The 17469-nt window shown below is 67.6% G+C and carries 13 protein-coding genes; 4 read left to right on the top strand and 9 right to left on the bottom strand.

Features of this window, described 5'->3' with window-relative positions:
* Position 1: 1 nt before the first annotated feature.
* A complete protein-coding gene (locus ACQZF9_RS00925) occupies positions 2 to 697 on the bottom strand; it encodes an anti-sigma factor family protein (RefSeq protein ID WP_428311402.1) in 696 nt (231 codons plus the stop codon).
* Between the two features lie 17 nt (positions 698 to 714).
* Positions 715 to 1221, bottom strand: a complete 507-nt coding sequence (locus ACQZF9_RS00920) for an RNA polymerase sigma factor (protein ID WP_428311401.1) — start codon at positions 1219 to 1221, stop codon at positions 715 to 717.
* Positions 1222 to 1317: 96 nt separating this feature from the next.
* On the opposite strand from ACQZF9_RS00920, the gene ACQZF9_RS00915 reads away from it, so the two are divergent.
* Positions 1318 to 2661: a S8 family serine peptidase gene (locus tag ACQZF9_RS00915; RefSeq protein WP_428311400.1), complete on the top strand. Its 1344-nt coding sequence runs from the start codon at positions 1318 to 1320 to the stop codon at positions 2659 to 2661.
* A gap of 12 nt (positions 2662 to 2673) precedes the next feature.
* On the opposite strand, the gene ACQZF9_RS00910 is transcribed toward ACQZF9_RS00915, so the two are convergent.
* Complete coding sequence (locus tag ACQZF9_RS00910) at positions 2674 to 2880, bottom strand: hypothetical protein (protein ID WP_428311399.1); 207 nt, start codon at positions 2878 to 2880, stop codon at positions 2674 to 2676.
* Positions 2881 to 3311: 431 nt separating this feature from the next.
* Here ACQZF9_RS00910 and rpoD point away from each other — a divergent pair, with 431 nt between their 5' ends.
* Together rpoD and ACQZF9_RS00900 are read left to right on the top strand one after the other, a co-directional pair.
* Positions 3312 to 5147, top strand: coding sequence for an RNA polymerase sigma factor RpoD (rpoD, locus tag ACQZF9_RS00905; RefSeq protein ID WP_428311398.1), 1836 nt, complete (start codon positions 3312 to 3314; stop codon positions 5145 to 5147).
* Positions 5148 to 5173: 26 nt separating this feature from the next.
* Positions 5174 to 5569 carry a hypothetical protein gene (locus tag ACQZF9_RS00900; RefSeq protein WP_428311397.1) on the top strand — a complete coding sequence of 132 codons (396 nt, stop codon included), beginning with the start codon at positions 5174 to 5176 and terminating at the stop codon, positions 5567 to 5569.
* 134 nt (positions 5570 to 5703) lie between these two features.
* Here the strand turns inward: ACQZF9_RS00900 and ACQZF9_RS00895 are convergent, their stop codons facing one another.
* Complete coding sequence (locus ACQZF9_RS00895) at positions 5704 to 6294, bottom strand: NADPH-dependent FMN reductase (protein ID WP_428311396.1); 591 nt, start codon at positions 6292 to 6294, stop codon at positions 5704 to 5706.
* A 164-nt stretch (positions 6295 to 6458) separates the two neighbouring features.
* On the opposite strand from ACQZF9_RS00895, the gene ACQZF9_RS00890 reads away from it, so the two are divergent.
* The gene (locus ACQZF9_RS00890; RefSeq protein WP_428311395.1) at positions 6459 to 8345 is read left to right on the top strand and encodes an AI-2E family transporter; all 1887 of its coding nucleotides are present in this window, start codon (positions 6459 to 6461) and stop codon (positions 8343 to 8345) included.
* Positions 8346 to 8443: 98 nt separating this feature from the next.
* On the opposite strand, the gene ACQZF9_RS00885 is transcribed toward ACQZF9_RS00890, so the two are convergent.
* The 5 genes from ACQZF9_RS00885 to ACQZF9_RS00865 form a co-directional block, all read right to left on the bottom strand.
* On the bottom strand, positions 8444 to 9184 hold the full coding sequence (locus tag ACQZF9_RS00885; RefSeq protein WP_428311394.1) for a GNAT family N-acetyltransferase: 741 nt from the start codon (positions 9182 to 9184) through the stop codon (positions 8444 to 8446).
* A 115-nt stretch (positions 9185 to 9299) separates the two neighbouring features.
* Positions 9300 to 11999 carry a LuxR C-terminal-related transcriptional regulator gene (locus ACQZF9_RS00880; protein WP_428311393.1) on the bottom strand — a complete coding sequence of 900 codons (2700 nt, stop codon included), beginning with the start codon at positions 11997 to 11999 and terminating at the stop codon, positions 9300 to 9302.
* 125 nt (positions 12000 to 12124) lie between these two features.
* A complete protein-coding gene (locus ACQZF9_RS00875) occupies positions 12125 to 13573 on the bottom strand; it encodes an aldehyde dehydrogenase (RefSeq protein WP_428311392.1) in 1449 nt (482 codons plus the stop codon).
* Between the two features lie 18 nt (positions 13574 to 13591).
* Positions 13592 to 15742, bottom strand: coding sequence for a PQQ-dependent dehydrogenase, methanol/ethanol family (locus tag ACQZF9_RS00870; RefSeq protein WP_428311391.1), 2151 nt, complete (start codon positions 15740 to 15742; stop codon positions 13592 to 13594).
* A 47-nt stretch (positions 15743 to 15789) separates the two neighbouring features.
* Complete coding sequence (locus ACQZF9_RS00865) at positions 15790 to 17409, bottom strand: flavin-containing monooxygenase (protein WP_428311390.1); 1620 nt, start codon at positions 17407 to 17409, stop codon at positions 15790 to 15792.
* Positions 17410 to 17469 lie beyond the last annotated feature (60 nt).

Genomic DNA, 17469 nt, shown 5'->3' with positions numbered 1-17469 from the left:
CCTAGGGCGACCAGTGCGCGTCTATCAGCGCGCGTTCCTGCTGCACATCGAGCGCAGCGCCGCCGCCGAGCCTGTCCATCACCGCGTCGAGCATGTCGTTGCCGCCAGCCGGCTGATAGCCGCCGGCCGCTTCGCCCTGGCTCGCGTCCCAGGCGACCAGCTGCCAGCCGCTCGCGTCGCGGCAGGCCAGGCCTTCACCGTAGTCCGCTCCGCTGCGCGAAAACACCCGGCAATAACGACCATCGGCGGCCTTGAAGCTCAGGCTGATCCGCGTCGCGCGATCGGCACTCGCCTGGCCGCTGGCGACGCTGTCGAGCACGCCGCTCAGACTGGCGTCGATGACGGCAACCGCCGTAGCGCCCGGCGTCAGCGCCTGGCTCAGCAGATAGCCGAGCGCGAGGCCGCCGACACCAGCGGCCATCGCCCGATACGAAGCCGCACGCGATGCACGCCGCGGCGCGATGCGCGTGACAGCCGGCGGCGCCGAACTGCCCAGGATCCGTGCTGCCAGCGGATCGCGCGGCGCGATGTCGGGCAGCCGCATCGCCGCCTTCAGCGCCGAGTCGTTGGCGCGCATCTGCTGCAGCCGCTGCTGCGCAAGCAGATCACCGGCCAGCGCGCTTTCGACGCGCGCCGCGGCCTCGGCGTCGAGTTCGCCGTCGAGATAGGCGCTAAGTAAGTCGTCGCTCAAATGCATGTAGCTTGGTCGTCCTTTCAACGTCCCGCTTTACGCGGCGTAGTATCGCCACCGAGCGCTTCGGCCATGCGGCCGCGCGCCCGCGCCAGCCGGCTCATCACCGTGCCGATCGGCACGCCCAGCACTTCCGCCGCCTGCTGATAACTCATGTCGTCGAGCACCACCAGCACCATGACCATGCGCTGATCCTCGGGCAAGGCCTGCAGCGCGACGGCGGCCTCGGACACCTGCAGATGGCGCATCGCCACCTCCCGGCCGTCTTCACCGACCTGGTGCTGCGCCGCTTCCAGCGGCTCGGCCAGACGGCGGTGCGCACGCAGCTCGTCGCGCCACAGGTTCTGGACGATTCGGTACAGCCAGCTGTCCAGCCGCGTGCCCGGCTGCCAGCTGTCCGCGTTCAGCAGCGCGCGCTCGACCGCGGCCTGCACCAGGTCGTCGGCGTCGTTCGGCGCATGGCACAGCGCCAGCGCGAAGCGCCGCAGACGCGGCAGCAACTCGACCAGGCCGCGCCTGAAATCAGACATTCACCACCGGCATCGCTCGCCACCCATCTGCTGTCGACAACGATCGGGCCCGCAGTTTATTCCGCCGCTTTGCCAATTTATGTAGTGTCACGCCGGATGAACCGCCGCCCTGCCCTCGCCGCTGCACTGCTGATCGCGCTATCGCTGGCGGCGGCGACGGCCGCGCAGGCGCGCGACGGCGGGCGCGATTCGGATCACAGCTCGGATCACGGCTCGGATCACGGCTCCGATCATGGTTCGGACCACGGCTCCGGTCACGGCTCATCGGATCGCGGCGGCAGCAGCGACCGGCATGGCGGAGGTGACGACAGCCGCGGGTCGCGCGACCGCGACTCGGCCGGCGACGATTCAGACGACGACGACCGCGGCCGCGACCTGCTGCGCCGCGACGCCGCGACGCGCAGCGCCTCGCTGTCGATCGACGTCGATCGCGGCGTCGACGGCCACGAACGCCGGCAGGGCGAGGTGCTGATGATCGGCAGCGACGCCGCGGTGGCCGCGGTGCGCGCCGCCGGCTATGGCGTGATCGCCGAGCACAGGCTCGGCGCTTTCGACGAAATGATCGCGCGCGTGCGCCTGGCCCCCGGCGAATCGGTGGAGCGCGCGATCAGCCGTATCCAGGCGCTGGCGCCGGAGGCCAGCGCCGCGGCCAACCACCTGTTCCGTCCGTCCGCATCGGGCGCCGACGGCGCAACCGCGGCATCGCCCGCCGCCGCCGTCGGCGCCGGCGACAGCGCGCGCCTCGGCATCATCGACACCGGCGCCGACCGGCAATGGCCGCTGCTGGCCGCTGCCGTGGTCGACGCCCAGTCCTTCACCGGTACCGCCTATGCGCCGCGCGAACACGGCAGCCTGGTCGCGGCGATCGGCTCCGCCGGCGGTGCACGGCTCGGCGTCGCCGATGTGTTCGACAGCGACGCCGAGCACCAGCTGGTCGCACCGGCCGACGCGATCGCCCGCGCCGTCGACTGGCTGATCAGCGAGCATTACCCGGTGATCAACATCAGCATCGAGGGGCCGGACAACGAGGTGCTGGCGCATGTGGTCAAGCGGGCGCTGGCGGCCAACGTGGTGCTCGTGGCCGCGGCCGGCAACGGCGGGCCGGCCGCGGCGGCGGCTTATCCGGCGGCGTATCCGGGCGTGATCGCGGTCACCGCGGTCGACGAGCAGGGCCGGGTCTATCGCCGCGCCAACCGCGGCGGCTACATCGCCTTTGCGGCCACCGGCGTGCGCGTCGAGAACCGCTATTCCGGGGCCAGCAGCGCCACCGTCTCCGGCACCTCGTTCGCGGCGCCGCGGGTCGCGGCCGAAATCGCGCACCGGCTCGCGCTGCCGTCGCGGCCCGGGGTGCAGGACGTGCTACTGCAACTGCAGAGCCAGGCGCGAGACCTGGGCGAGACCGGGCGGGACCCGGTATACGGCTGGGGCTGGCTGCGCTGACGGGGCGCGGCGCTAGGCCGCCGGCGCGGCGAACACCCAGCCGGTGTTGCGGCCGGTGACCAGCACGCGCTGGCAGTCGTTGCAGGCGTACAGCGTCTGGTGACGGGTGACGCGGTAACGCGCCGCCTGCTCGGTGCCGAGCAGCGACAGCTGCTTGTGCGGCGTGCGCGTGCCGCTGAGGCCGGCCAGAGACGAACATTCCTTGCAGGGGGGTACCATCGCGATCCTCGCTGGTCTCAGGCGCGGTCCGCGACGAGTGACCGGCAGGATCGGCGCCCGGGCGGCTCCGCGCAAGCCTCGGGCCCGCAGCCGCTCCCGGCGCGGCCCCATCGCTGGCCGGTTCAGGAACGTAACAGTCTGGTCCGGGCGGACGACACGGTGCTATACTGGCCGACGCCCCAAGCCCTCACCTCGATCCCGGCCCCGCCCTTGCAAGGCGACGAATCGACCTGATTGTGCTCTAGCGCCCGCCGCCGATCCGGATCACTGCCTTGCTCGAGTCACTGCCCGCCGCGCCGCCCGCCGCCCTCCCCGAGAGGCCCGCGTGATCCGCTAACCGCGCCGCCCGCTGTATCGCCGGCCCTGCCGGCACGCTTCGCCTTATCCATCGCGCATCCAGCCGCAAGCTGGAGTTTCACGGAGTCTTATCGATGAACGCATCCGAACAGCAGTCACAGATCAGGGCCCTGATCACACTCGCCAAGGAAAACGGCTTTATCACGATGTCCGAAATCTCGGACCATCTGGCCGGCGCCGCGATCGACGAAGAGCATATCGATGACGTGGTGCTGACCCTGCGCGGCATCGGCATCCCGGTGCTGGACGAGGCGCCGCAGGGCGAGGCGACGGTGTTCGCCGACCCGTCCGCCGCCGCCGAAGTCGACGAGGACACGGCCGAAGACGCCGCGATCTCGCTGACCCTGGGCAACGCCGCCGCCGGCGGCACCACCGACCCGGTGCGCATCTACATGCGCGACATGGGCAGCGTCGACCTGCTCGACCGCGAAGCCGAAATCCGCATCGCCAAGCGCATCGAGGAAGGCCTCAGCGACGCGCTGCTGGCAGTCGCGCAGTCGCCGGAATCCATCGACCTTTTGCTCGCCGCCTACGCCGCCACCGAAGGCGAGCGCAAGCGCCTCGGCGAGGTGCTGCTCGGCTTTGCCGACGAGGCCGTGAACCTGCCGCCGGCCGCGGTCGAAGAAGCGCCCGTCGAAGCCGCCGCGGTCGAGGAAGTCGGCGACGACGAGGAAACCACCGAAGCGCCGATCAGCGGCCCGGACCCGGTGCTGGCCGAGGCCGCTTTCGTCGAGCTGCGCCGCCTGCACGAGATCGCCACGGCCGCCGCGCAGGATGCCAAGACCGCGCCGGAGCTGGTGCAGCGCCTGCGCGCCGCCACCGCGGCGCAGGTGATCACGCTGCGCGTCGCGCCCAAGCTGGTCGCCGAGCTCAACTCCAGGCTGCGCAGCCGCCGCGAAACGGTGCGCGAGCTGGAAATGCGCATCCTCAGGCTGGCTGTCGACGAAGCCGGCATGAGCCGCGAGGAGTTCCTGTCGCGCCGCCGTGAAGAAGGCCTGACGACGACGCGCTGGCTCGACACCGCGATCCGCGGCAAGCGCAAGTATTCGGCGAAGCTGGTGACGCACAAGGCCGAGATCGAAGCCCTGGCCGAACAGCTGCGCCAGGTCGAGATCGACAGCCGCATGTCGCTGGACGAGATCGAGGACATCGCCCGCCGCATGTCGGTGGGCGAGAACAAGGCGCGCGGCGCGAAGAAGGAGATGATCGAGGCCAACCTGCGCCTGGTGATCTCGATCTCGAAGAAGTATCTGAACCGCGGCATGCAGTTCCTGGATCTGATCCAGGAAGGCAACATCGGCCTGATGAAGGCGGTCGACAAGTTCGAATATCGCCGCGGCTTCAAGTTCAGCACCTACGCCACCTGGTGGATCCGCCAGGCGGTGTCGCGTGCGATCGCCGACCAGGCGCGCACCATCCGCGTGCCGGTGCACATGATCGAGAGCGTCAACAAGGTCAACCGCGTCGGCCGCGAAATCCGCCAGGCGATGGGCCGCGAAGCGACGCTCGCCGAGATCGCCGAAAAGACCGAGATGAGCGAGGCCAGCCTGCAGAAGGTGTTCAGCATCGCGCGCGAGCCGCTGTCGCTGGACACGCCGATCGGTGACGACGGCAGCGCCAACATCGGCGATCTGGTGGCCGACGACACCATCGTCTCGCCGCTGGACGCGGTGACCGCGGAACTGATGACGCAGTCCACGCACCAGCTGCTCGACAGCCTGAGCCTGCGCGAATCGCAGATCCTGCGCATGCGCTTCGGCATCAACATGGAAACCGAGCACACGCTGGAAGAAGTCGGCAACCACTTCAAGCTGACGCGTGAACGCATCCGCCAGATCGAGGCCAAGGCCCTGGTCAAGCTGCGCCACCCGACGCGCGCGAATCACCTGCGCTCGTTCGTCATCGAATAGCGGCAGCTCGACAGACCGAGCCGGCGATGGCCCTCTCCGCGATGCAGGCGCGCCGGCTCGATTTCATCCGCTTCTTCGGTCTGGAATACAACGAAACCTGGAAGGAGTGGCAGGCGCGTCTCGAACTCAAGGACTCGGCCTGCGCGATCCGCCAGAGCGTCACCAGCAGCAGCGGCCGCAAGCTGCGCCTGCTCGACCCGAAGAGCCGCTCGTTCACGGTCAAGGTGTCGAAGATCGTCAGGGGCAGCGACAAGCTGCGCGCGTCGGTCACACTGGAGATCACCGACGTCCGCGGCGGCGATACCAGCACGCAGCGCATCGACGCCGGCCAGATCCTGCTGCGCGACGCGCTGAATCCGCAATGGCGTGTCTACGAGGCGCCGGAGAGCGACGACCGGCTGGATCTGTCGCAGTTCGTTTAGGCGACTCCCCACCGAACTCCGTTCGTCCCGAGTAGCCCGCGTTTTTTGCGGGCGTATCGAGGGAGCCGACCGCGATCCGATCCCTCGATACGCCGCATGCGGCTACTCGGGACGAACGGAGTTTTGTCGCGACATCAATACGGCGGCGCTTTTCTAAGCCGCTGCGCCTTCGCCGCCTCCGTCCACCACGCCAGATCATCCGCGAACCGCGGAAACGCGCGCGCCAGCGAACGCCCGGCATCGCCGGTGGGCTCGCCTTTTTCATCGAGCGTTTGCGAAATCGGCCCGACCGTCAGCGTGCTCGAGATCACCACCATGCCCATCTCGGACAACGTGCCGTGCCAGGCGGAATTCGAGCGCGCGCCGGACAGGCGCCCCGCCGAATAACTGGCGATCGCCGCCGGCCGCCAGAACCACTCTTCGAGAAAATGATCGGTCAGGTTCTTCAGCCCCGGCTGCATGCCCCAGTTGTATTCGCCGGTGACGAAGACGAAGGCATCGGCGCTTTTGATCTTGCCGGCCAGCGCTTCCATCGCGGCCGGCGCGGTGCCGGGCGCATATTCCTTGTACATGCGGTCGAGCATCGGCAGGCCGACGGCTTTGGCGTCGATCAACTCGGCGTCGTCACCGCGTGTGCGCAGACCGGCGACGATGAAGTCCGCCAGGCGGATGCCCATGCGGTCGCTGCGGTAGGAACCATAGAACACGAGGATGCGTTGCGACATCGGCAGCTCCTGAATCGCCGTGAAGGGCGTGGATCGACAGCGCCATGCTGCGATCCACGCCGCGCGATGTCGAGGGCCGATGACGACGCGGCGAAATCGTCACGGTTTGAAATCGACACTCAAACAGCGATGATCCGGCCTCGGCTTTCGCAAGGACCAGCAGGATGCCCATGCCCCCAGCCTCACCGCCGACGACGCGGCCCGAAGCCGGCGTCGGCAAGCTGCTCGGCTTCGCCGTGGTGCTGACGATGCTGTACTTCGGCCGCGAAGTCCTGGTGCCGATCACGCTGGCGGCGATGCTCAGCCTGCTGGTCGCGCCGCTGGTGCGCGCGCTCAAGCACATCGGCTTCGGCCAGGCGCCGGCGGTGCTGACCGTGGTCGCCAGCCTCAGCGTGTTGCTGCTCGGCCTGGCGCTGGCGATCGGCTCGCAGGTGGTGAGCCTCGCGTCGAGCCTGCCGCAGTACGAAGCGACCTTGCGCTCGAAGATCCGCGTGGCGGAAACCCTGGCGGTCAGCCGCATGGAGTCGATGCAAGGCGGCGCCGGACGGCTGATGAGCCGGCTCGCCGATCCAACCGAGGATGTCGCCGACGGCCTGGTCGAGCAGATCGGCAGCAAACCGCCGACACCGGGCGTGATGGCGGTGGAAATCCGCCAGCCGCGGCCGACGCCGACCAAGCTGATTTCGCAGGCCTTCAAATCGGTTTGGGGGCCGCTGGGCAAGACCGGCATCGTGCTGGTGGTGATGATCTTCATGCTGCTCGAATACGAGTCGCTGCGCGATCGTTTCATCCGCCTCGCCGGCGGCTCGGACCTGCAGGGCACCACACGCGCGCTGAACGACGCCGGTGAACGGCTGTCGCGCTTTTTCGTTTCGCAGTTCACCGTCAACGTCGGCGTCGGCTTTGCGATCTGGATCGCGCTGCTGCTGATCGGCCTGCCGCATGCGATGTTCTGGGCGGTGCTGGCCGGGGTGCTGCGCTTCGTGCCCTACATCGGCGTGATCGCGGTGGCGCTGAGCGCCGCGGTGTTCGCCGCGGCGGTCGATCCCGGCTGGACCATGGTGCTGACGACGCTGGCGCTGTTCGCGATCGTCGAACTGCTCGCGGCGCAGGTGGTGGAGCCGCAGCTGTATGGCCACACCGCTGGCCTGTCACCGCTGTCGATCGTGGTCGCCGCGATTTTCTGGAGCTGGCTGTGGGGGCCGATCGGCCTGCTGCTGTCGACGCCGCTGACGCTGTGCCTGGTGGTCGCCGGCCGGCACGCACAGCCGCTGGCGTTTCTCGACGTGCTGCTGGGAAATTCGCCGGCGCTGAGCCAGTCGCAGCAGTTTTATCAGCGTGCGCTGTCCAGCGATGTCGACGAGATTCTCGCGTCCGCGCACGCATTCCTGAAGCGCAAAAGCTTCGCGCAGTATTGCGACGCGATTCTGATGCCGGCGCTGCTGCTGGCGCGCAAGGACAGCGATTCCGGCCGCATTTCCGACCAGCAGCAGGGCCGGCTGCGCGGCACCATCGCGCTGGTCATCGAGTCGCTGGGTCGCGATTCGCCGCGGCCCTCGCGGCGCAGTCGCCGCATCACCGTGCTCGACGATCCGAATCTTGGCCAGTACCTGCGCCACCAGCGCGAGAACGTCAACGGCCGCTGGCAAGGGCCGATCGCGGTGCCGCCCGGCTCGCTGGTGCTGTGTATCGGCCTGGGCTCGGCGCGCGACGACCTGGCGACCGAAATCCTGGTACGCGTGCTGCGCGACAGCGGCATCGACGCGCGGCATCTGTCGGTGGCGGACCTGGAATCCGGGCCGCCGCCGGGCACCAGCGCCGCCAGCATCGCGCTGTTTTTCCTGGTCAGCGCGTTCCCCGCGCAGGAAGCCGAACAGGCGGTGAGCGTGTCGGCGCTGCTGCGCCGGCGAAATCCCGGCGCGCGTCTGCTCGGCGTGGTGCCGAGCAATTTCATCATGGACCCCGAGCCGACCGCGGCCTTCGCCGAAAGTGTCGAGCTGGTCGCGCATTCGCTGAAAGAAGCCTTGCAGCTGGCCTCGGTCAAGGCCTGAGCCGGCGCAGCGGCCCTGCCCGACAGCGGCCGTCGCCAGAGTCGGCTCCCACGTGATTGGCTTTTTCGTAGCGGTCGCGTCACGCCTCGCCGAAGGCTTCAGTCCTCGACGCGATACCAGTAGTGATAAGCCTCGTCGAAGCCCAGCTTGCGGTACATCGCGATCGCCGGCGCGTTGGCCGCGACGACCTGCAGATAGGCGCTGCTCGCACCCCGCGCGTAGCCCCAGGCCAGCAACTGCGCACACAGTCCGGCGGCGAGGCCCTGGCGCCGGCTGCCGGGCGCGGTAGCGACGTCGAACAGGCCCAGCCTGCCGTCCACCAGCACGCCCAGCGCGAAGCACACCGCCTTGCCATCGCGTCGCTCGAGCGCAAACGCAGACTCGCCTGCGATCGCGCGCAACATGCGCAAGTGCAGATCGTTGCCGGCCGCTGCGATGCCCGAGCGGCCTACGAATTCGGCGAGCCAGTCGGCGGCATCGGCGAGCATCGTCGGCGGCTGGCCGGCATGCCGCGCTTGCAGCGGCAGACTCATCACCAGCGCGCGATCCAGGTAACGGTATCCGCGCCGCTCCAATGCCGCATCGGTTCCGTCCGGCAGCGCCTGCGACACCAGCCTGAAGATCGGCGGAAGACCTCGCTGGCGGTAGCGTCTTTCGATGTCGTCGATTTGTGCATCCGACAGCGCCGTCGCGGCCGCCGTCGCGTTCACGGAGTTGGCGCGCTTGGTGTATCCACCGCCGTACCGCAGGCGCCAGCCGCAGTAGTGCTCTTCACCGTCCAGCGCCGGCCAGGATGCGAAGGCGGCGGCTTCGATCGCGGTGAATTCGGACGGGCTCATTGCACTCCCAGGCGCACGGCGCGCCCGCTATCGCCGCGCTTGCGGCAACGGCGATCGGGCGTCGTCGACAGCGACGTTGCATGACTCAGGTTCGGCATGCCCGAATAAGGCGGCTCTACTCGATGATGCCGAGGCGGCGCGCGGTGATGATCGCCTCGGAGCGGCTGTTCGCGCCGAGCTTGACGAAGATATTTTTCAGATGGAACTTGATCGTGTTTTCCGACACGAACAGATGCTTCGCCATGCCCTTGTTCTTGACCCCCGAGCCGAGCAGCCCCAGCACGTCCACCTCGCGCTCGGACAGCGGCTCGATCAAGGCCTGAACCGCGCCGGAGCAGGCGGCGGCGACGCCGACCTTGCATGACTTCAACACCGCGGCGACGAAAGCGGGATCGAGCGGCAGATCGCTGGAATGCTGATGCTGCTGCAGCGATCCGCCATACATATCCTCGAGCAACAGCGCGATCGCCCGGCCTTCTTCGGCAAAGAAGCTGACGAAGCCGCCGATCTCCGCGGCGCGCAGCAACGCCTGCAACAGCCGCTGCGCGCCTCGCCTGTCGCCCTTGCGATCGAGCAGCACGATGTCCAGCAGCTGCAGCTTCATCGAGCGGAACGGCCGGCTCAGCGAGCGCTCCTTCTCGGCCTCCAGCCGAGCTCTGGCGGCTTCGATCGGACCGGCATGCACCTCGAGCCGAAGACGGCCCAGCGTCTCGCTCTCCATCTCGTCGGCAAACGGCAGCCCGTGCTCCGACAGGTGCGTCGTACCAAGCGAATCCGCGATCGCGTTCGCGCCGACGACATCGCCCGCTGCCAGCGCGATTCTGACCCGCTCCCAGCCGAACAGCGCGCTCAGGCGCGGCCAGCGGTTTCTGCGGCAGATGTCGTCGGCCGCGGCCAGCAGCTCGTCTGCACTGGCTCGCTCGCCACGGGTCGAAAACGCGCGCGCCGCCGACAGGTAGGCGACCGCGCAGAAGTCGGGCAAGGCCGACTCGGAAATGATCGCGCGATGCTGCGTGAACAGCGACACGGCGGAATCGCAGTCGCCCGCTTCATACAGACCCCAGACGTAGGCCGAGGCCAGGGCCGCCAGCGAAAACGATTCGCCCAGCTCCGCGTAGTGCGTCGTCAGGCCACGCTGGAACAGGCGGATCGCGTCGTCGAGGCGGCCTTGCAGCATCGCGCCGACGCCGGCGACGCCGACGGTGTAGCCATGACTGAAGGCGGCCTTGCCCACTTCGTTGCAATGCCGCGCCATCGTGATGTGGCGATCGACTTCGGAAAAGCGGCCCAGCGTGATTTCACGATACGCCAGCAGGTTCGAAGCCGCGCCCAGCTCGAAAGCGCTGAAGCCATGCGGACTCAGGCTGTCGACCGGCACGCTGTCGATCAGCTCGAAAGCCTTGGCGGTCTGGTCGGAGGCCACCGCCATCATCGACAGCACGATGGCCGGGCTGGTGGTGTTGTCGACCTCGCCCGCGTCGATTTTTTCGAACAGTTCCAGCAGCGGCGCGAGCTTGCTGGTCCGTCTCAGAAATACGAATGCATAAGCCAGCGCGATCGCCAGATCGGGCCGCGCCGCGATTTCATCGAAGGGAATTTTCGCAGCCCAGAATTCCAGCGTGATCAGCGCGCCGCTGGCGGCCAGGTCCTTGCCCCAAACCGCGAGCGCGTCGGCGGCAGCAGCGAAGTCGGCACATTCGACGAAGTGATGCACGGCGTCCTCGTAGTAGCCGTTTTTCAGGCTCCACTGCGCCGCGCTGCGGTGAGCGGCGAACTCGTCCTCCGGCGCAATCTGCCGCAGCTCCGCGATCAGGAAATCCGAGAACAGCCCGTGGTATTTGAACCAGTTGCCATCCGAACCCAGGCGCCGCAGAAACAGACCGGAGCGCTCCAGGCCGACCAGGATCTGGCTGGAATCCGGCCGCCCGGTCACCGCCTGGCACACCGGCCCGCTCAGCCTTTTGAGGATCGCGGTCTTGAGCAGGAATTCGCGCACGCCGGGCGGCTGCAAGGCCAGCACGCGGCTGGACAGGTAACGGGTCAGCTCCTGCGATTGCGGCAGCGGCAGCGCCAGCGACCGTCTGACATCGGCGCTCGCCAGGCTCAGGCCATAGAGCTGGATCGCCACCGGCCAGCCTTCGGTCAGCCGGTAGATCGCGTCGATTTCCTCGCCGCTGAGATCGACGCCCATCAGCGCGTCGAAGAAACGCGACACTTCGGCGCGGGAGAATCGCAGATCCTCGGTGCGCAGAATCAGCGCACGTCCGCTGACGATCATTCTGGAAAGGCTCATCGCCGGCTCGGCACGGCTGCCGATGTAAATCCGCACGTGTTCCGGCAGGCGCTCGAACAGCTCCTGGCAGAAAGCCAGCAGCTCCGGATTGCTCAGGCACTGGAACTCGTCGAAGAACAGCGCGATCGCCTGCCGCGACTGCAGCAGGCGATCGATCAGCCAGTCGGAGCGGCGACGCGGAATCAGCACGTCGTCGCCCGACTCGTCCAGCTCGACGACGTGCGCCGCCGCGACCTGATCGACCGCGGCCTGCAGATGCAGCGAGAACCGGCGCGTATCGTTGTCGGCGCTGTCGAACGTCAGCCAGGCGGTGCGCACGCCGGCGCGCTCGGCCTGCTCCTTGAACTGCATCAAAGTGGTGGTCTTGCCATGGCCGGCGGATGCCTGCAGCACGATCAGACGAAGCGACGGCTCGGAGAAACAGCGCTCGAACAGATCGTCCCGCACGATGACGGCGGGCAGGCCATGGGCCGCGTTGCGCTTTTTTACGGCGTCGACGGCCGTGTCCGCAGCCTCGCTCATCGAGCGAGGCCTTTTGCGACACGGCTGATCAATAGGGACATTGCGATCGAAATTCGAGCTTGATCAGCTCACTTTAGCACCCGCCTCCGAAGCGGCAACAGCGTGGAAAGGACCGGGCTCGCGGATCACCCCGAGACGTAGGTCGAGCGCAATTGCTGATAGCTGGACAGCGTCTCCGGCCCCAGCTCGCGGCCCAGGCCGCTGGCCTTGACGCCGCCGAAAGGCGAGCCGACCGCGAGCGCGTAACCGTTGATACCGATGGTGCCGGTCTGCACCTTGTTGGCGACGCGCAGCGCGCGCTCGGTGTCGGCGCTCCACACCGTTCCGCCGAGCCCGTAGATGGAATCGTTGGCGATGCGGATCGCTTCGGCCTCGTCCTTGTACGGAATCACCGCCAGCACCGGCCCGAAAATTTCTTCGCGCGCGATCAGCGAGTCGTTGCTGACTTCGGAGAACACCGTCGGCTGCACGAACCAGCCGCGCTTCTGAGCTTGCGGGCGGCCGCCGCCGGCCACCAGCCGTGCTTCGGCCTTGCCCTTGGCGATGAAGCCTTCGACGCGTTCGCGGTGCGCAGCCGAGGCCATCGGGCCGATATGCGTGGCCGGATCGACCGCATCGCCGATGGTCAGGCCGGCCACCGTCGACGCGATCGCGTCGACGATCTGGCCGTAACGGCTGGCCGGCGCCAGGATGCGCGTGCAGCTGAAGCAGGTCTGGCCGTTGTTGATCAGCGACACCATCGGCAGATTCGCCAGCACCAGGTCGAGATCCGCGTCGTCGAGAATCAGCGCGGCCGACTTGCCGCCGAGTTCGAGCGTGACCGGGCGCAGCAGCTCGCCGCAGACCTTGGCGATCGAGCGGCCTGCCGCGGTCGAGCCGGTGAAGGCGACCTTGTCGACGCCCGGATGCGAGACCAGGTAAGCGCCGACTTCACGATCGGCGGCGACCCAGTTGATCACGCCGGCCGGCACTTTCGCCTCGATCGCCGCTTCGGCGATCAGGTAGCTGTCGAGCACCGTGCCCGGCGAAGGCTTGATCACGATCGTGCAGCCCGCGGCCAGCGCCGGCGCGATCTTGGTCATCGCCAGGATCACCGGATAATTCCACGGCACGATCGCGGCGACGACGCCGATCGGCCGGCGGCTGACGATGGTCTCCTTGCCCATTTGCGACGGTCGTTTTTCATCGACCTGCAGGCTGGAAACCAGCTCCGAGTAATAGCCGAGCAGACCCACCGGCAGGCTGCCTTCGAACAGCGCGCTGAGCGAGGCCGGCATGCCGTTCTGCATGCTGACGAGGCGCGAGATGTCGCCGGCACGCTTTTCCAGCGCCTGCGCGAAGCGGCCCATCACCGCGGTGCGCTCGGCGACACTGGAAGTGGCCCAGCCCGAATGATCGAAGGCATGCCGCGCCGCGGCGACCGCGCGATCGACATCGGCCTGCGCCGCTTCCGGCACCGAGCCCAGGCTCTCTTCGGTCGAGGCGTTGATCAGCTCGAAGCGCCGGCTGCTGGACGGCTTGACCCATTCACCGCCGATGAAGAACTCGTTGCGTGAATAATCCTGGTTTGCCATGTGCTGTGTCTCCAGTGGTTACGGAGCGGCGCTGAGCTGCGTCTGCAGATCGTTGGCGCGCTTGATGACGTACTGATGGATCGCTTCGACGTCCTCGGGCTTGAGCACGTCGGTGAACGACGGCATGCCCTTGGCGCGATAGGCACCGGCGACGATGCCGGCGAACATCTCGTGCTTGTCCGGCGCCAGGTAACGCAGATCCGGGATCACCGAACCGGCCAGCGCGCTCGGGCCGTGGCACATGCCGCAATGGCCGTTGTAGAGGTCGCGGCCGCGCGCGATCGTGGCGTCGTCGGCCGTCACCGCGGGCGGCTTGGGCTGCACTTTCGGCTCGTTCTTGGCGGGCGGCAGCACCGCGGTGCCGCCGATCTTGTAGGTCAGCACGCGCGCTTCGGGTTTGACTTTCGCCGGCTCCGACAGCGCGCCGAGCGCCAGCGGAAACGCGCCGCCCCAGCCCGCTTCGACGCTGACGTACTGCTCGCCGTTGATCTCATACGTGACCGGGCCGGCCATCACGCCGGTGTTGGCCGGTGTCTCCCACAGCTTGGCGCCGGTCTTGGCGTCGTAGGCGACGAAGCGGCCGTCGGCGGTGCCCTGGAACACCAGGTTGCCGGCGGTGCTCAGCGTTCCGCCGTTCCACACGGTGACGTAGGTCTGGCGCCAGACTTCCTTCTGCGTGACCGGATCCCAGGCGATCAGATGACCCTTGTGCATGTCGACGACGCCCTGCAGGCCCTTGGCGTCGTTCTCGGGCAGCGCGATCGGCGCCGCGCCCATGTGCCAGTTGCCCTTGCCGGTGAAGGTCTGCTTCAGGTCCGGCACGTACACCGCCACCGCCTCCTGCATCGGGATATAGACCAGGCCGGTCTGCGGGTTGAACGACATCGGCTGCCAGTTGTGCGCACCGAGCGGGCCCGGCGTCACCATCGCCGGCTTGGTCGCCCAATCCGCCTCCGGATTCTCGACCGGGCGGCCGGTCTTCATGTCGACATGCGTGGCCCAGTTGGCCGGCGCGTATTTCTCGGCCGAAATCAGCTCGCCGCTGGCGCGGTCGATGACATAGAAGAAGCCGTTCTTCGGCGCCTGCATCAGCACCTTGCGCGTGGTGTCGCCGAACTTCAGATCGGCCAGGATGATGTGCTGCGTCGCGGTGAAGTCCCAGCTGTCGCCGGGCGTGGTCTGGTAGTGCCAGACGTAGTCGCCGGTGTCGGGCCTGATCGCGACGATCGACGACAGATACAGGTTGTCGCCGCCGCCGGGGCTGCGCACCGCGCGGTTCCAGAACGAGCCATTGCCGGTGCCGACGTAGAGCAGATCCAGCTCGGGATCGTAGGCCATCGAATCCCAGGCGGTACCGCCGCCACCACCGCCCTTGTCCCACCACTGCGTGCCTTTCCAGGTCGGCAGCGCGCGCTTCATCGCCTCGTTCTCCGGCGGCTTGGACGGATCGCCCGGCACCGTGAAGAAGCGCCACAGCATTTTGCCGTCGGCGACGTCGTAGGCGCTGATGTAGCCGCGCACGCCGAGTTCGGCGCCGCCGTTGCCGATGATGACCTTGCCCTTGATGATGCGCGGCGCGCCGGTGATGGTGTAGCTGCGCGAGTGATCGAGCACGGTGTCGACTTCCCAGACCTTGGCGCCGGACGCCGCGTCGAGCGCGATCAGGCGTCCGTCGTAGGCGCCGAAATAGACGCGGCCTTTCCACACCGCGACGCCGCGATTGGCGACGTCGCAGCAGCCGTCACGATCCTTGTCGCGCGGCACCTGCGGGTCGTACTTCCACAGCTCCTTGCCGGTCACCGGATCGAGCGCGCTGACGATCGAGTAGGCGCCGGTCACGTACATCACGCCGTCGACGACGATCGGCGTGCCTTCGGTGGCGCGATCCACGTCGAGCTTGTAGCTCCAGGCCAGAGCGAGCTTGCCGACGTTGCCCTGATTGACCTTGGTCAGCGGGCTGAAACGCTGCTCGTCGTAGGTGCGGCCGGTGCTCATCCACGAGCCGGGCTCCTTGTCGGCGGCGACGATGCGCGTGCCGTCGACGGACGCGGCCGGCGCGGCCGGGGCCGCAGCGGCTTCGGGCGCACTCGGAGCCGGCGCCGGCTTGCAGGCGACGATGCCGGCGATCAGGCAAGCCAGGCCGAAGACGGCGACATTTTTCATTTTCATTTTTGTTTTCATTTTTCTGCTTTTCTCTCCTCACTGCAGACCGACGTTTATTGCGTGACGAATCCCCGATAGCCGTCGCTGGCGACCTGGTCGCACAGCTGCCGGTACGGCCCGACGCCGAGGTAGGGCATGAACACCTTGGGCTTGCCGGCGATGTTGGCGCCCATGTACCAGGTGTTGCCGAGCGGAAACAACGTCGAGTTGGCGACCTCGTTGACGTGCGCGACCCACTGTTCCTGGGCCTCGGCATCCGCCTCGATGACGTGCTTGCCGTTGCGCTGCAGATGTTCCAGGCAGCCGGCGATGAATTCGACGTGCTGCTCGATCGACACGAACATGTTGCTCAGCACCGACGGGCTGCCGGGCCCGGTGACGGTGAACAGGTTGGGAAAGCCGGCGACCATCAGGCCCATCAGGCTGCGCGGGCCTTCGGCCCATTGGTCGCGCAGCTTGCGCCCGCCACGGCCCTGGATGTCGACGGCGAGCAGGCCGCCGGTCATCGCGTCGTAGCCGGTGGCGAACACCAGGCAGTCCAGCTGCTCGGAGCCCTGCGTGGTTTCGACGCCGTCGGCGACGATGCGCTTGATCGGGTCCTTCTGCAGATTCTTCAACGTGACGTTGGGCCGGTTGAAGGTTTCGTAGTAGTGGGTGTCGATGCACAGCCGCCGCGTGCCGGCGTACTGGCCCTTCGGAATCATCTGCTCGGCGATCTCGGGGTCCTTGATCCGCTCGCGGATGCGTGCGGCGAGGAAATCCTGCGCGGTCTTGTTGGCCTCCTTGCTGATCAGCACGTCGGCGAACGACACCATCAGCGCGAACGGCTTGCCCGCGTCGTAGATGTCCTGGTAGATCTTCTCGCGTTGTTCCGGGCTGACGTCGAACACCGAGGCGGCATGAGTCGGCGCCGGAATGCCGACCAGGTGATGGCGCGCCTCGTCGCGCAGCGCCTCGTAGCGCGCCTTCACTTGCTTGCGGTATTCGGGATCGAGCTTGCGGTTGTGCGCCGGCAGGCTGTAGCTCGGCGTGCGCTGGTAGACGTAGAGATGCTGCGCCTGCTCGGCGATGATCGGGATCGCCTGGATCGCCGACGAGCCAGTGCCGATCACGCCGACGCGCTTGCCGGTGAAATCCACGCCCTGTTCCGGCCAGTTGGTGGTGTGGTAGACCGCGCCCTTGAAATCCGCCACGCCGGCGATGTCGGGCATCTTCGCGACCGTCAGGCAACCGGTCGCCATGACCACGTAGCGTGCCTTGATCTGCCCACGCGAGCTGGTATCCGCGGTCCAGGTATTGCTGCCCTCGTCGAAGCGCAGCGCAGTCAGCGCGGTGTTGAAGGCGATGTCGCGGCGCAGGTCGAAGCGGTCCGCCACGTGGTTGGCGTAACCGAGGATTTCCTTCTGGCTGGCGTAGCGCTCCGACCAGTCCCACTCCTGCTGCAGTTCCTTATCGAACGAGAACGAATACTCCATGCTCTCGACGTCGCAGCGCAGGCCCGGATAGCGGTTCCAGTACCAGGTGCCGCCGACCGACGGCCCCTTCTCTATCACCCGCGCCGACAGCCCCAGGCGACGACACTGGTGGAGCATGTACATGCCCGACCATCCGGCACCGACGATCAGCACGTCGAGATCGCCATCCGTGTTTGCTTTGATCTGCTCGCCATTCATTGTGATTTACCCATGATCGTTTGCGGCACAAGCCGAGCTGCCAGGACTGCCACCCGAGAG

The organism is Hydrocarboniphaga sp. (assembly GCF_965279055.1).
Taxonomy (GTDB): domain Bacteria; phylum Pseudomonadota; class Gammaproteobacteria; order Nevskiales; family Nevskiaceae; genus Hydrocarboniphaga.
The sequence above is the reverse complement of the archived record's forward strand: the minus strand, read 5'-3'. Positions and strand labels throughout refer to the sequence as shown.